Annotated in this window: 12 protein-coding genes; 4 read left to right on the top strand and 8 right to left on the bottom strand. The window is 62.8% G+C overall.

Going from position 1 to position 15,256, the window contains the following annotated elements:
• Positions 1–85 precede the first annotated feature (85 nt).
• Both ftsZ and lpxC read left to right on the top strand, forming a co-directional pair.
• Complete coding sequence (gene ftsZ / locus B0E50_RS10245; protein ID WP_077441098.1) at positions 86–1,276, top strand: cell division protein FtsZ; 1,191 nt, start codon at positions 86–88, stop codon at positions 1,274–1,276.
• A gap of 469 nt (positions 1,277–1,745) precedes the next feature.
• Positions 1,746–2,660: a UDP-3-O-acyl-N-acetylglucosamine deacetylase gene (lpxC, locus tag B0E50_RS10250; protein WP_077441099.1), complete on the top strand. Its 915-nt coding sequence runs from the start codon at positions 1,746–1,748 to the stop codon at positions 2,658–2,660.
• 188 nt (positions 2,661–2,848) lie between these two features.
• Here the strand turns inward: lpxC and B0E50_RS10255 are convergent, their stop codons facing one another.
• Entirely contained in the window at positions 2,849–3,331 is a 483-nt protein-coding gene (locus tag B0E50_RS10255) for a DciA family protein (protein WP_077441100.1), read from the bottom strand.
• Between the two features lie 27 nt (positions 3,332–3,358).
• Here B0E50_RS10255 and B0E50_RS10260 point away from each other — a divergent pair, with 27 nt between their 5' ends.
• Together B0E50_RS10260 and secA are read left to right on the top strand one after the other, a co-directional pair.
• Complete coding sequence (locus B0E50_RS10260; protein WP_077441101.1) at positions 3,359–4,288, top strand: M23 family metallopeptidase; 930 nt, start codon at positions 3,359–3,361, stop codon at positions 4,286–4,288.
• A gap of 174 nt (positions 4,289–4,462) precedes the next feature.
• Positions 4,463–7,189 carry a preprotein translocase subunit SecA gene (gene secA / locus B0E50_RS10265; protein WP_077441102.1) on the top strand — a complete coding sequence of 909 codons (2,727 nt, stop codon included), beginning with the start codon at positions 4,463–4,465 and terminating at the stop codon, positions 7,187–7,189.
• A gap of 60 nt (positions 7,190–7,249) precedes the next feature.
• Here the strand turns inward: secA and B0E50_RS10270 are convergent, their stop codons facing one another.
• From B0E50_RS10270 to B0E50_RS10300, 7 genes are all read right to left on the bottom strand, one after another.
• Positions 7,250–8,101 carry a symmetrical bis(5'-nucleosyl)-tetraphosphatase gene (locus tag B0E50_RS10270; protein ID WP_077441103.1) on the bottom strand — a complete coding sequence of 284 codons (852 nt, stop codon included), beginning with the start codon at positions 8,099–8,101 and terminating at the stop codon, positions 7,250–7,252.
• Positions 8,102–8,116: 15 nt separating this feature from the next.
• Positions 8,117–8,500 (bottom strand): Co2+/Mg2+ efflux protein ApaG, encoded by a 384-nt coding sequence (gene apaG, locus B0E50_RS10275; protein WP_077441104.1) that lies wholly within the window; start codon positions 8,498–8,500, stop codon positions 8,117–8,119.
• A gap of 59 nt (positions 8,501–8,559) precedes the next feature.
• On the bottom strand, positions 8,560–9,360 hold the full coding sequence (rsmA, locus tag B0E50_RS10280) for a 16S rRNA (adenine(1518)-N(6)/adenine(1519)-N(6))-dimethyltransferase RsmA (RefSeq protein ID WP_077441105.1): 801 nt from the start codon (positions 9,358–9,360) through the stop codon (positions 8,560–8,562).
• Positions 9,357–10,352 carry a 4-hydroxythreonine-4-phosphate dehydrogenase PdxA gene (gene pdxA / locus B0E50_RS10285; protein WP_077441106.1) on the bottom strand — a complete coding sequence of 332 codons (996 nt, stop codon included), beginning with the start codon at positions 10,350–10,352 and terminating at the stop codon, positions 9,357–9,359. Before pdxA ends, rsmA begins: the two co-directional genes overlap by 4 nt.
• Before the next feature lie 6 nt (positions 10,353–10,358).
• Positions 10,359–11,702, bottom strand: coding sequence for a peptidylprolyl isomerase (locus tag B0E50_RS10290; RefSeq protein ID WP_077441107.1), 1,344 nt, complete (start codon positions 11,700–11,702; stop codon positions 10,359–10,361).
• A 26-nt stretch (positions 11,703–11,728) separates the two neighbouring features.
• Positions 11,729–14,158 carry an LPS assembly protein LptD gene (lptD, locus tag B0E50_RS10295; protein ID WP_077441108.1) on the bottom strand — a complete coding sequence of 810 codons (2,430 nt, stop codon included), beginning with the start codon at positions 14,156–14,158 and terminating at the stop codon, positions 11,729–11,731.
• A gap of 173 nt (positions 14,159–14,331) precedes the next feature.
• Positions 14,332–15,252, bottom strand: a complete 921-nt coding sequence (locus tag B0E50_RS10300) for a histone deacetylase family protein (protein ID WP_077441109.1) — start codon at positions 15,250–15,252, stop codon at positions 14,332–14,334.
• Between the last annotated feature and the right edge of the window lie 4 nt (positions 15,253–15,256).

The raw sequence follows: 15,256 nt of genomic DNA on the forward strand, positions 1-15,256 counted from the left end.
GGCCGAAGGACCAGGCCCACCACCATGGACCGACAGGAGTCGCGCTCCCTGGTTACAACGACAACAACTCTACGGAGGACGGGAAATGTTTGAACTGATTGATAAACTCGCACCCAATGCAGTCATCAAGGTGATCGGCGTGGGCGGTGGCGGCGGCAATGCCGTGGCACACATGCTCAATTCCAATATCGAAGGCGTCGAGTTCGTCGTCGCCAACACCGATGCCCAGGCGATGACCAGCTGCGGCTCGCGTACCCACCTGCAGCTCGGTGGCAATGTCACCAAGGGCCTTGGTGCCGGCGCCAATCCGGAAGTGGGGCGTCAGGCCGCACTGGAAGATCGTGAACGCATCGAAGCGATGCTCGAAGGTGCCGACATGGTGTTCATCACCGCCGGCATGGGCGGCGGTACCGGCACCGGCGCGGCACCGGTGGTGGCGCAGCTGGCCAAGGAGAAGGGCATCCTGACCGTGGCGGTGGTCACCAAGCCGTTCCCGTTCGAGGGCCGCCGGCGCATGCAGGTCGCCATGAAGGGCATCGAGGACCTGTCGCAGCACGTCGACTCGCTGATCACCGTGCCGAACGAGAAGCTGCTCAGCGTGCTTGGTCGCGATGTCACCCTGCTGAATGCGTTCAAGGCCGCCAACGACGTGCTGCAAGGCGCCGTGCAGGGCATCGCCGATCTGATCACCGCTCCCGGCCTGATCAACGTCGACTTTGCCGACGTGCGCACCGTGATGTCGGAAATGGGTCTGGCGATGATGGGCTCGGGCACCGCCCGCGGCGACGACCGTGCCCAGGCTGCGGCCGAGGCGGCGATCAAGAACCCGCTGCTGGAAGACGTCAATCTCAACGGTGCCTGCGGCATCCTGGTCAATGTCACTGCAGGTCCGAACCTGACCATGCGCGAATTCGACGAGATTGGCCGTATCATCCATGACTTCGCCAGCGAGGATGCCACCGTGGTGATCGGTACTTCGCTCGATCCGGAAATGAAGGACGACGTGCGTGTGACCGTGGTGGCTACGGGCCTCAACCGTGCCGTCGCCTCGCGTCAGTCGCCGATCCGCATGGTCGAGACGCAGCAGATGCAGATGCGTCCACGCCCGGTGGTGTTGCGTACCGGTACCGGCAACGAAGTGGTCGACTATGTGAATCCGGAGGCCACGACCATCAGCAATACGGGCCGTACGGAAGCGGCGGCGCAGGGCAAGGGCAGTGATCCGGGTTTCGATTACCTGGATATCCCGGCATTCTTGCGGCGTCAGGCTGATTGAGACCAGATCGATCGAGGTTGAATCGTTCAAGTTAAGCCGATGCAAAAAAATTGAACGAATGTCCGTTATGCGTGTCAGTTCTCCAACGTGCCTGGTCTAGATGGGTCAGGTGGCACCCTGGCTGGTTGTTCTGGTCATGGGTGAGCGGTGAGGGTTGACTGCCTTCGGATCGATGCTCGTTGTTGATGACAGCAAGACTATGCGTCCCGGATGACGCATGACCCGTTGCTCGGGCTTGCCCGTGTCGGCTGGTTCGACGCTCCTTGCCGGACTCCCGTCCCCGGCAAGGGGCGCCGTGTCTATCCACTGGATGGGGCAGGAGCAGTCCCGGAAGTCGACGTTGGCTCAATATATGAAAGAAGCATGAAGGCTTAACCAGACTGTACGGTGCGGTTTGCTATTGCCACAGGTTAAAACTGTGTTAGCATCCGCCCCTGATTGGCTGCTGCCTCCACGGGTACCAACAAAAATGATCAAGCAGCGTACGCTCAAAAACATCATCCGGGCCACCGGCGTTGGTTTGCACACCGGTGACAAGGTGTACATGACGCTGCGTCCCGCTGCACCCAATACCGGTATCGTGTTCCGTCGTACGGATCTCAGTCCGCCGGTGGATATTCGTGCACGTCAGGACAATGTTGGCGACACGCGTTTGTCGACCACGCTGGTAAATGGCGAGGCACGTGTTTCCACGGTCGAGCATCTGCTTTCCGCGATGGCCGGTCTGGGCATCGACAATGCCTACGTCGACCTGTCCGCACCGGAAGTGCCGATCATGGACGGCAGCGCAGGTCCGTTCGTGTTCCTGCTGCAATCGGCCGGTATTGAAGAGCAGAACGTCGCCAAGCGCTTCATCCGCATCAAGAAGCCGGTGAAGGTGCAGGATGGCGACAAATGGGCCAGCTTCGAGCCATTCGAGGGCTTCAAGGTCGGTTTCTCGATCGACTTCAATCACCCGATCATCAGCAAGCGCACCTCGAGCGCCGAGATCGATTTCTCCACCACCTCCTTCGTCAAGGAAGTGAGCCGCGCACGCACGTTCGGCTTCATGCGCGACATCGAGACGATGCGCGAGCAGAATCTGGCGCTGGGCGGCTCAATGGACAACGCCGTGGTGCTGGATGACTACCGCGTACTGAACGAAGACGGACTCCGTTACGAGGACGAGTTCGTCAAGCACAAGATTCTCGATGCGATCGGCGACCTGTACCTGCTCGGTCACAGCCTGATTGGTGCTTATCACGCGCACAAGTCGGGCCATGAGCTGAACAACAAGTTGTTGCGCACGCTGATGGCTGATGCCGCGGCGTGGGAAGAGGTCAGCTATCAGGACGATCCGGCTACGTCGCCGATCTCCTACGCTCATCCGGCCCAGGCGATCTGAACCCCCCGGCGGCTTCTTCCGCCACACCATATACACAGCATCAAAAAAGCCCTGTCACGAGACAGGGCTTTTTTTGTGATGCGCATCACATTCCTGTTGCCTTGCGCTTCACACGCTCATGACATTCGGGGCTATTCCTTAACAAACCGCATGTTATAAACCCACGACCGGAAAACGGGCGGTGCGATTCAGTGCGTGTCCGGGCAGGGGGAACCAGCGGTTTCGGCGAGGGACGCCAATTCCAGGAACAGCACTCGCAATTCGGGGTCTGTGAGTGATGCGGCAGCGGCCCGAAGATGGCTGGCTGCCGCTGGCGAAAGCGGTTTCGACCGATCCGGCTCGATGGTGGCCGGTGGTTGGGGGGCCACTTTCACGGTGACTGAACTGGCGCAGGTGCCGATGGCGCGTGCGGTGGCAAGGATCTGTGTTTGCATCAAACGCAAACGCGATGCCCAAGCCGGTGAAGACGCCAGAAAGACGAGGCGGTCGTGGCGCAGGTCGGCGAATCTCACCTGCTCGCGCAACGGCGATGGCAACGTCTGGCGCAGTGCGCGGTCCAGCGCTTCCAGCGCACCGGCCTTTCGGGCCAGTGTCGCGAAGGAGCCGCAGTCGGCGAGGGACTTCGGTCCGTTGCTGGTACGGCGGGAAATGGCTGGAGCGGCGCGCTGCATGGTGCCGGAATTCGATGTTGGAAAGACATGCAAATCATACTCGTATCACGAGCCAGAAAATTGCCGAAAACCCTTGATCTGGCTGACCGGCGGCTGCGCTGGAAGCTGTTTTCGGCATTGGCTGTGGGGATACTCGGTTTTGTCGGACTTGGCGTGGTACTGGCACTGACGGTGGCCAGTCCGCGTGATCGTGCCTTGACGGAAATCCACGATCTCCAGCAACAGATCAGGCAGCAGAACACCCAGTTGGGCGGGGTGCGCGAGGATGCCCAACGCGGGCTCGATGCGCTGGCGGTCAAGCTGGGCCAGCTGCAGGCGCAGTCGACCCGGTTGAACGCGCTTGGCGAGCGTCTGGTCCAGGTCGGCAAACTGGATGATGGCGAATTCAATTTCGACCAGTCGCCGGCGATCGGTGGTGTCGAGGATGTCAGTGGCAGTGCCTATGCTCTGCCGCCCGCGCTCGACAGCAGCATCAACCAATTGTCCAGTCAGCTCGATACCCAGCAGGCGCAGTTGTCGGCACTGCAGAGCCTGCTGCTGGATGCGCGCATCGAGTCGAACCTGAAACCGACGGGGATGCCGGTGCCGGGCTACATTTCATCCTATTTCGGCGTGCGTGCGGACCCGTTCGATGGTCGCTCGGCACGGCATACCGGCATCGACATCGCCACCCCGCTTGGTACTTCGGTACATGCCGTGGCCGAGGGCATGGTGACCTTTGCCGGGGTACGCAGCGGCTACGGCAACGTGGTCGAAATCGACCATGGCAATGGCTACATGACACGCTATGCGCACAACAGTGCACTGGATGTGCATCCCGGCCAGCACGTACAGGTGGGCGACGTGATCGCCCAGGCAGGTTCCACTGGACGCTCGACCGGATCGCATGTGCATTTCGAGGTCTGGTACGACGGCCGCGTGGTCAATCCGCTGGCGTTTGTACGCAATCACCGATAATCCGCCCCGGTTACGGTGCCTTGAATCCGATCGGGGCCAGCGCCATTACGGCTATGGCTCGTATTCCCGGCAGGTCTGGTGGTAGGTCCTGCGTGGGCGGGCGTGAGCCTGTAGTAAGATGCCCGATTGGCCCGCGATTGCAGCGGGCATCCTGTTTCCCTATCCGGAAGATCGATGTTTAATCGTGCCCTGACGAGCCTGTTCGGTAGCCGCAACGATCGCGTACTGCGTCAGCTTTCCCGATCCGTTACCCGTATCAACGCGCTGGAAGCCGAGTTCGAGAAGCTCGGCGATGATGCCCTGCGTGGCAAGACCGCCGAGTTCAAGCAGCGGGTCGCCGACGGCGAGTCACTGGACAAGCTGTTGCCGGAGGCATTTGCGGTAGTACGCGAGGCGGCCAAGCGCACGCTGGGCATGCGCCACTACGATGTGCAGATGATCGGCGGCATGGTGCTGCATTCAGGCAAGATCGCCGAGATGCGCACCGGCGAGGGCAAGACCTTGGTCGGCACGCTGCCGGTGTACCTCAATGCGCTCGCCGGCAAGGGCGTGCACGTGGTCACTGTCAACGATTATCTGGCCCGGCGCGACTCCGCGCAGATGGGCAAGCTGTACAACTTTCTCGGTTTGAACGTGGGTGTGGTGTATCCGGGCATGGATCACGCCGACAAGCATGCGGCGTATGCGGCCGACATCACCTATGGCACCAACAACGAGTTCGGTTTCGACTATCTGCGCGACAATATGGCGTTGAGCAAGGAACAGCGCTATCAGCGCGGCCTGCACTACGCGATCGTCGACGAAGTCGACTCGATCCTGATCGATGAGGCGCGGACGCCACTGATCATCTCCGGACCGGCCGAGGATTCCCCGCAGCTGTATCTCGCGGTGAACAAGATTGTGCCGAAGATGGTTCGGCAGACCGAGGAAGATGGCGCTGGCGACTACTGGGTCGACGAGAAGCAGAAGCAGGTGCATCTGTCCGAATCGGGTATGCAGCATGCCGACGAGTTGCTGCGCGAAGTCGGCGTGATCGAGCAGGACAGCGGCCTGTACGACTCGAAGAATCTGGCGGTAGTGCATCACCTCAATGCCGCCTTGCGCGCCAACGGCATCTACCAGCGCGACGTGGATTACATCGTGCGCGACGGCGAGGTGATCATCGTCGATGAATTCACCGGTCGCACGTTGCCGGGCCGGCGCTGGTCTGATGGCCTGCATCAGGCCGTAGAGGCGAAGGAAGGTGTGCCGATCCAGCGCGAGAACCAGACGCTGGCCACGGTGACGTTCCAGAATCTGTTCCGCATGTACAAGAAGCTGGCTGGCATGACCGGCACGGCCGACACCGAGGCGTTCGAGTTCCAGAGCATCTACGGCCTGGAAGTGGTGGTGATTCCCACCCACAAGCCGATGATCCGCAAGGACAACTCGGACATGATCTTCCTCTCGCAGGATCCGAAATACCGCTCGGTGATCGAGGACATCAAGGATTGCCACAAGCGCGGCCAGCCGGTGCTGGTCGGCACCACCTCGATCGAAGTGTCCGAGCTGCTGTCAGGCATGCTGAAGAAGGCCGGAGTGCCCCACGAGGTACTCAACGCCAAGCAGCATGAGCGCGAGGCGCATATCGTGGCGCAGGCCGGTGCGCCGGGTCAGGTGACGATTGCCACCAACATGGCCGGTCGCGGCACCGATATCGTGCTCGGTGGAAGTCTCGACGCCGCGATGGCAGCGTTGCCGGAAGACGCCAGCGAGATGGAGCGCCAGCGCGTCAAGGCCGAATGGAAGAAGCTGCACGAGCAGGTGCTCGCCGCCGGTGGCCTGCACATCATCGGCACCGAGCGACACGAGTCGCGACGCATCGACAACCAGCTGCGTGGCCGTTCCGGCCGCCAGGGTGACCCGGGTTCCTCGCGCTTCTACCTGTCGCTGGAAGACAACCTGCTGCGCATCTTCGGCGGCGAGGGCCTAGTCCGCTGGATGAAGCGGTTCGGCATGAAGGACGACGACGCGCTGGAAGATCGCATGATCAGCCGGCAGATCGAGAAGGCGCAGCGCAAGGTCGAGCAGCACAACTTCGACATCCGCAAGCACCTGCTGGAATTCGATGACGTCGCCAACGATCAGCGCAAGGTGATCTACCGCCAGCGCGACGAACTGCTCGAGGGCGACGATGTGTCGGCCACTGTCGCCGACATCCGCGAGGATGTGGTGCAGTCGATGGTGCGCGCGCACGTGCCGGCCGACAGCATCGATGAACAGTGGGACCTGGCCGGGCTTGATCGCGAACTGGAAGGCGGGTTCGGCCAATCGTTCGATATCAAGCACTGGGTCGAACAGCAGCACGAGGTCGATGCCGCGATGATCCTCGATCACTCAAGCGGCGTGGTCAGCGGACTGTTCCAGGCCAAGGAAGCGCAGATTGGCGCCGACACCATGCGCCAGCTGGAAAAGCACATCATGCTGACGGTGGTCGACAACGCGTGGAAGGATCACCTGTCCAACATGGACTACCTGCGCCAGGGCATCTACCTGGTCGGTTACGCGCAGCAGGATCCGAAGCAGGCGTTCAAGCGTGAATCGTTCCGGTTGTTCTCCGAAATGCTCGACCGGATCAAGGCCGAGGTAGTGCAGATGCTGGCACGGATCCGCATTCGCAGCGAGGAGGAAGTTGCCGCGATGGAGGCCGAGCAGCAGCGGCTGGCCGAGCGCCTGCAGAAACAGATGCTGGCCAGCGGCGGTGGTGCGCCGGTGGACGCTTTCGGTGCTGGCGATCCGCTGGAGGGACAGGCCGGAGAGCCGCGGCCGACTCAGCAGGATGGCCCCAAGATCGGCCGCAACGACCCGTGCCCTTGCGGCTCGGGCAAGAAGTACAAGCACTGTCACGGCCAGCTGGCCTGAGGTGGTGTGATACTTGCGAAAAACCCCGCTGTGGCGGGGTTTTTCATGAGCGCAGGTGACTCAGTCCGCGACGCCCGGTGGCCGCTTGCGATGCGGCTCGGCGTTGACCGCGATGCACTGTGGTTCTTCGCCATCCAGCCGCAACGCGGTGAGCTGGCCACCCCAGACACAGCCGGTGTCGATTGCGTATACGCCCAGTCCGGCGAAGCGGCCAAGCGCCGACCAGTGGCCGCAGACGATGCGGGTGTCGCGCCGACGCATGCCGGGTACCTCGTACCACGGATACAGTCCGGGCTTCTGCGTGCCGGGAATATCCTTGGCCTCGAAATCGATGCGACCGTTGACGTCGCAATAGCGCATCCGGGTCATCGTGTTGATGGTGGCGCGCTGACGATCAAGTCCCTGCAGTCGGCTTGACCATACGGCTGGGCGATTGCCAAACAGGTTGCGCAGCAGGCGCGGATGACGCGGGCTGGACAGTTCGCGTTCCACATCCTGCGCTGCGCGCTGAGCTTGCCGCAGCGTCCACATCGGGGCCAGCCCGGCATGCACCATGGTCCAGTTGAGCTGTTCGTCATGGTGCAGCAGTTTCTGCGAACGCAACCACTCGAACAGCACCGGCGCATCGTCGGCAAACAGCACCTCGCGCAGCTCGGGGTTCACCCGTGCCTGCGCATCCGGGCGACGCTGGGCGATTGCCAGCAGGCTGAGATCGTGGTTGCCGAGCGTGATGATGCTGTGCTCGCGCAGGCCGTGGATCAGCCGCAGCGTCTCCAGCGACTGGCCTCCGCGATTGACCAGGTCACCGCAGAACCACAGCTGGTCCTGCGCGGTGTCAAAACGCAGCTTGTCGAGCAGGCGTTGCAGTTCCGGGTAACAGCCCTGCACGTCACCAATCGCATATGTGGCCATCTCAGAGCAGGGCCATCAGTGCAGCGTGCGCGGAATGGACAGGGTGAAGGTCGGGATCGGCGCATCAAACTGCGTGCCGTCATCGGCCAGCATCTGGTAGCTGCCGCCCATGGTGCCTACCGGTGTCTCCAATACGGCGCCCGAAGTGTATTCATAATCGTCGCCGGGGCGCATCCACGGCTGCTCGCCAACCACGCCGTCGCCGCGCACTTCCTCCACCTTGCCGTTGGCGTCGGTGATCATCCAGTGGCGGGTCAGCAGGCGCGCCGGCATGTCGCCGGCATTGCGCAAGGTGACGGTGTAGGCGAAAACGTAGCGATTGTCACCGGGCTTCGACTGGTCCGGAACGAAGCGAGTTTCGACCTGCACGTCGATCGTGTAGGAAGGTTTTTCAGTCATGCCCGGATTGTAAGGCCTGTCGTCGCGAATGGGGTGACGCGACCGACATCAGCGGCGAATCAGTCGGAGGTGTCGAGGCCGCCGTAGATCTTGGCCAGTCGCACGAAATCGGCTGGCGCAAGCGTTTCCGCACGTGCCTTCGGGTCGACATCGGCGCGACGGATCGCATCGCTGTCCAGCAACTGCTTGAGCGCGTTGGCGAGTGTCTTTCGGCGTTGTCCGAATGCGGCCTTGACCACCGCATAAACATGTTCGGGACGGGCATCATGCAGCTCGTTCGCCGGCAACGGCACCAGCCGCACCACGGATGATTCCACTTTTGGCGGTGGGCGGAAGGCTTCAGGCGGCACGTCGAACAGCGGCTCGACCCGGCAAGCCAGCTGCAACATGACGGACAATCGTCCGTAGACCTTGCTGCCCGGTTCGGCGGCCATCCGGTCGACCACTTCCTTTTGCAGCATGAAGTGCATGTCCTGGATCGCCGCGGTGTGCTCGACACAATGGAACAGGATTGGGCTGGAAATGTAGTAAGGCAGGTTGCCGGCGATGCGCAGTCGCGACACGCCGTGGCTGTGAGCCAGTGCGGTGAAGTTCACCTTCAGCACGTCGGCGTGGATGATGTGCAATTCGCCCGCGGTGGCGGCCCGTGCCTGCAAACCCGGGATCAGGTCGGTGTCCAGCTCGATCGCCGTCAGTTTGCCCGCGGCAGCCAGCAGCGGGAGTGTCAGAGCACCTTCGCCGGGACCGATCTCGAGCACGAAATCCTCCGCTCGTGGCGCGACTGCACTGACGATGCGGTCGATGTAGCGACGGTCATGCAGGAAGTGCTGGCCGAAGCTTTTCTTGGGACGAGCGTTCATATGACTGACTTCCTGCGTGCGACCAGTTCCATCGCCATGCGTGCTGCAGCGATCAGGCTGGCCGGGTCGGCCCGGCCGCTGCCGGCCAGATCCAGCGCCGTGCCGTGGTCGACCGAGGTGCGGATGAACGGCAGGCCGAGGGTGAGATTCACGGTGCGGTCGAAAGCCTCGCTTTTCAGCACCGGCAATGCCTGGTCGTGGTACATCGCCAGCACCGCGTCATAGTGCGGGCGTTGCGCAGGCACGAACGCGGTGTCAGCCGGCAGCGGGCCGAGCAGGAGCATGCCCTCCGCGCGCAACGCATCCATTACCGGAATCAGGGTATCAATCTCCTCGCGTCCGAGATGGCCACTTTCGCCCGCGTGCGGGTTGAGGCCCAGCACGGCAATGCGCGGCTCGTCGATGCCGAACTTGCGGCGCAGCTCGGCATGCACGATGCGCAGTGTACGGGTCAGCAATTCGCGCGTGATGGCCGTGGATACCGCCGCCAATGGCAGATGCGTGGTCGCCAGCGCCACCCGCAAGTCCGGGCTGGCCAGCATCATCACCACATCGGCGCGGGAGCGTTCGGCGAAGAATTCGGTATGGCCGCTGAAGCGGATGCCGGCATCATTGATTGCGGACTTCTGCAGCGGTGCGGTGACCACGGCATCGTAGCGCCCGGCCATGCAGCCGTCGGCGGCCTCGGTCAGCGTGGCCAGTACATGCCGGGCGTTGCGCGGGTCGGGTTGACCGGGTACCTCGGCAACCGCCAACGGTACCTGGCGTAGGCGTAGCGTGCCCGGGCGGCGGTGCAACTGCGTGCTGCCATCGTCGTCGACCAGTTCGATGCGGGTGTCGCAGCGTGCGGCCGCACGCTCCAGCAGGTCGCGATCGGTGACCGCGACCAGATCGGCCGCGAGGGAGCTGGCGGCCAGACGGATCAGCAGTTCTGCGCCGACGCCCGCCGGCTCACCGGCAGTGACCGCGAGCCGGGGGAGGCAGGCGTCCACGCCGGCTTACGGCGAAGTGTCGGCGCTGGCCTGGCCGCTGGTGTCACGCAGCTCGGGCACCAGGATGTTGATGAAGGCATTGGCGCGCAGGTCGCGCAGATAGTCATCGTAGGCCTGCTCGGACTTGCGGTTGCCGATCGCCTGGCGTGCCTGGTCGCGTGCTAGCTGGACGGTCTGGTCACTCTGGCGGCTGCCCAGGCGCTGCAGGATGTGCCAGCCGACCTCGCTCTGGAACGGCGGTGAAACCTGGTTGTCCTTCAGTCCGTCCAGTTGCTTGGCGATGATCGAACCCCACTGGTCTTGCGGGAACCAGCCCATGTCGCCACCAACGTTGGCCGTGGTGTCGTCCTTTGAATATTCCTTGGCCAGTGCGGCGAAATCCTCATGCTTGCTGACGATGCGGTTGTACAGGTCCTTCGCCTGCTGCTCGGCCTGTGCTGGTGTCACCAGTTCACTCGGCTTGATCAGGATCTGCCGTGCATGGAATTCGGTGACCATCGTGCGGTTGTTCTGACGCTGGTCGATCAGCTTGATGATGTGGAAGCCGGTCGGACCGCGCAGGGCTGCACTGACATCACCGGGCTTCATCGACTCGATGGTGTCGGCGAAGGCCGGCGGAATCTCGTCCATCCTGCGCCAGCCCAGATCGCCACCATCCAGTGCATCCGTTGCGTCGGAATAGCGGATCGCCGCGGCATGGAAGTCCATGCCACCCTTGATCGCGGCAAGTGCCTGCTCGGCCTTGGCCTGGCTGGCCTGGATCGCGGCGGCGTCGGCGCCGCCGGGAATGCTGATCTGGATATGTGCCAGATGCACTTCACCAGCCTTGTAGGTCGGGCTGTTCAGCAGGTTGTCGATCTCGCTGTCGGTGACCGAGACCGAATCGTGCACCACGCTCTGGTGCAGGCGCTGCACCGTGATCTGGTCGGCCAGCTGTTCACGGAAGGCCGCGAAGCTGTCGCCGGTTTGTTCCACCGCCGCACGCAGCTGGTCAGGTGTCATCTTGTTCTGCTGGGCCACGCTGGCAACCGCCTGGTCGACATCATCGTTGGAAATGCGGATGCCTTGGTCTCCCGCTTTCTGCAACTGCAACCGCATCAGCACCAGCCGGTCGAGCACCTGCTGCTGCAACACGTTCATCGGCGGCAACTGCCCGGGCTGGTTGGCGTACTGCTGCTGGATCGAGCGCACGGCGCTGTCCAGCTCGCTCTGCAGGATCACGTCATCGTTGACAACGGCCACGATACGGTCCAGCGGCTGGCTGGCCGGGGCTGCCGGCGTCAATAGCTGGGCATGGACGGGGAGCATGCTCGCGAGTGCGAACAGTAGAAGTGCAATGGTTTGCTTCATCAGGGGAAAGCCGGTGACTGCTGCGATTATTGATAGCCGAGAATATCACGGCGCAAGAGGGAGTCGATCTGGCCGCCTGACGAACCGAGTCCCTTGAAGATCACTTCGAACATGATGGCGTTGTCGCGACGGTTGATATTGCTGCCGACGGGAAGCGGGATCGTTCCGTAATAAGCCTGATTTACGTAATTGCGGTCGACCAGGCGCAAGGTGACGCAGCAGCTGTCGTATTCCACGCCAGCCATCGCATCGACCGTGCCGGTCGGTGCTGCGACCATGTTCTTGATGGGAACGGCATAGGTCCACGACGCCAGCAGGCGCCAGCTGATGGATAGCGGATAGACCGCCGAGGCGCTGTATTGTTCCATCAGGCCGCGGCGGTAGTGGTACGAGAAATTGATGATGCCGTCGTTGCCCAGGCGATGCTGCAGTTCCAGCGAGCCCATGTCGGTGACGTGGGTGTTCGGATTCCACTGGTACTCGCTGCTCAAGCGCCAGCGGTCGCTGAGTTGCAGGTCGAGCTCGGCCACATAGTCCGAACCGGACCAGTCGGTGACGGCGGGGACCGTGTTCGATCCATTGGGCAGTTGCACCCGTTGCGGCGTGAAATAGCGAATCTGCCCGAAGCTGGCCGACAGGCGCTCGACGCCCTCGTCATCCAGTAGGCGGGTGGTGATTGCCCCGGTGAGATCGTTCGCGTTCATCTGGCGATCGGCACCGGAGAACTGGTTCGGCGAGAACAGTTGCCAGTAGTCGAATGACATCAGGGCGCTGTCGAACAGCGGCAGATTGTTCTGGTTGCGGTACGGCACGTACAGGTAGTACAGCCTGGGCTCCAAGGTCTGCGTGTAGCTTTCACCGAACAACGAGGTGCTGCGGTCGAACACCAGCCCGCTGTCCAAGCTGACGATTGGCAGCGAACGGCTGGGCGACTGCTGCGTGAACGGTGAGGTGGTGCCACTGCCGAGCAGTCCGTAATACCCGTAATCCTGGTAATTACCGTCCAGTTGGTAGGCGGTATAGCGGTAGGCCAGCTTCGGTCGCACGAACCATGCCGAGGTACCGAAGTCACCGGCAAGATACGGATAGAGATCAAGGCGTTCGCCGCCGACGTTCTGATCCTTGCTGAATGCTGCCACGCCATCGTCCATGCCGAACTGCAGCCAGCGCGTCAGCGGCACATTCATGCTGAAATTCGCGTAGGGCAGCTGCTGGTAGGGAAGCGAGGAATCGGTCGCGAACGGGTTGGTGTTCTGGTAGACCGTGCCGCCGAACGAGGCATTCCACCATTTGCCGCTGCCGACGATCGCGGCATTCGAGGAGAGCGCGTAGATCACGGTATGCGAAAACATGTTGCCGTAGTCGTACAGGTAGCTGCTGTCCGATGCATGGTTGTACGAGGTGACGAATGCCCAGCCCTTCCATAGCTGTGTGTGGTCCGAGTAATCGATGAGATAGCGGGAGGTGCCTTGGGTGCTGGCCAGTCCGTCACTCTCGCCGTGGTCGTTCGGCACGTATTCCACGTTGAGCTGGCCGGTCGTGCCTGGCAACAGGTAGCGGAACTCGCCGGCCAGCATCGGTCCGCGCGAGGTATACACGCGCGGGTCCAGCGTGGCGTCGTAATTGGGCGCAAGGTCGAAGTAGTACGGCGTGCTGATCTCGAAGCCACCCCGGCTGCTGCGTCCGAAGGTCGGGTACAGGAAACCGCTCTTGCGCTGGTGTCCGACCGGAAAGCTGAAATATGGCAGGTAAAGGAAGGGCACCTTGCCGATCCGTATGGTGGCGTCGCGCGCCACGCCGACGCCGGTGTCCTTGTCGATCGTGATCGTCTTGCCGCTGAACTCCCATATATGGTGGCCGAGATCGCAGGTGGAGTAGGTGGCCATCGAATAGCGGGTGCGCTGGGCATCCAGCATCTGGCCCTGCTTGGCCACGCCGTTGCCGCGCGAATCGAGCATCTGGTAGCGCACATCGTCCGCGAGGGCGCGGCTGTCGTTGGTGTTGCCGCGGATGTGGGTGCCTGCCATCAACTGGCCGGCTTCCTGATAGCGGACGTTCCCGCGGGCATCGTAGTCGGTGGTGTCGTCGTTATAGTCGATCGTGTCAGCCTGCACGCGCTGGTCGTCACGCGTGAGCCAGGCGTTACCGGTCAGGCGATAGACCGTCTGGTTGGAGCTGTCCACATGCGTTGCCCGGCCGTAGGCCGTGCTTACATCGCGCAGATCCGAGGTCGTCGGCAGCGTCGGGTCGTAGAACTCCAGCATGGCATTGGGACGGCACATCGCATAGTTGTACGGCCGCGGGGCGCAGTGGAACGAACCCAGTGGGCACACTACCTCGGACCCGTCCAGCGAGGTCTTTGGCTGCTGGCTACCCTTGGCGTCGGCTTGGCCGCCGATCAGGGCGAGGGCTGCGGCAACCGCCAAAAGGCGGCGTGGAGGGAACTTGGACGTCACGTTGGAAGTCTGCCGGCTTTGAAGGCTCGTTAAGCTAGCAGAAAGACCCCGTGGACGGCAGGCAAACCTTCGTCCGGGCAGTGCGGGTATTCAGCATGAATGGGTGCAAGTTGAACGGAACCGGGCTGCATGGCGCGTCGAGCTGACCACACACGCCGGGCGGCTTACTCCGCTCAACCCGTGAGAGCGGCTACATGTGCGCTGGTGCAGGCGGCCAGTGCGGCAAGGTCGTAACCGCCTTCCAGCGTGGAAACCAGCCGGCCGCCGGCATGCGTGTCGGCCAGGGCCACCAGACGCTCGGTGATCCAGGCGTAGTCTTCTTGGCCCAGCCGGATATCCGACAGCGGATCGTTGCGGTGCGCATCGAAGCCGGCCGAGACCAGCACCAGCTGCGGCCTGAACGCCTGCAGGCGGGGTAGCAGCAGGCTGTCCCATAGTTCGCGGAATTCGTGCGAACCGGCGCCGGGAGACAGTGTGCCGTTGACGATGTTGCCGACACCGCGCTCGTCCTCGTGTCCGCTGCCCGGATAAAGCGGTGACTGATGGCTGGAGGCGAACAGCACGCGCGGCTCGCGCTCGAAGATCGCCTGCGTGCCATTCCCGTGGTGCACGTCGAAGTCGGCAATGGCGACCCGCTTCAGGCCGTGCACGTCCAGTGCATGCGCGGCGGCCACCGCGATGTTGTTGAACAGGCAGAAGCCCATGGCCTGGTCGCGCGTGGCGTGGTGGCCGGGCGGTCGTACGGCGCAGAATGCGCGCTGGGTTGCGCCGGACAGCACGGCATCCACGGCGGCCACCATGGCGCCGGCAGCGCGCAAGGCCGCTTCAGTCGAATCGGGCGACATCGCGGTGTCCGCATCCAGCCATTGCGTGCCCTGTTGCGGTGCGCCCGCCAGGATCCGGTCGACATGGGCGGCACCGTGCACCCGCAGCAGCTGCTCGCGGCTGGCTTCGGGTGCCTCATTGCGGTCCAGCGCAGCATGGCGATCATGGTCCAGCGCCTGCAGCACGGCGCGCAGGCGCGCAGGCTGCTCGACATGCCCCGGGCCGGGATCATGCAGCAGGCAGGCAGGGTGGGTGTACAGCCGCAGCATGTGG

The sequence above is a fragment of the Rhodanobacter sp. C01 genome (genome assembly GCF_002001045.1).
Lineage (GTDB): Bacteria > Pseudomonadota > Gammaproteobacteria > Xanthomonadales > Rhodanobacteraceae > Rhodanobacter.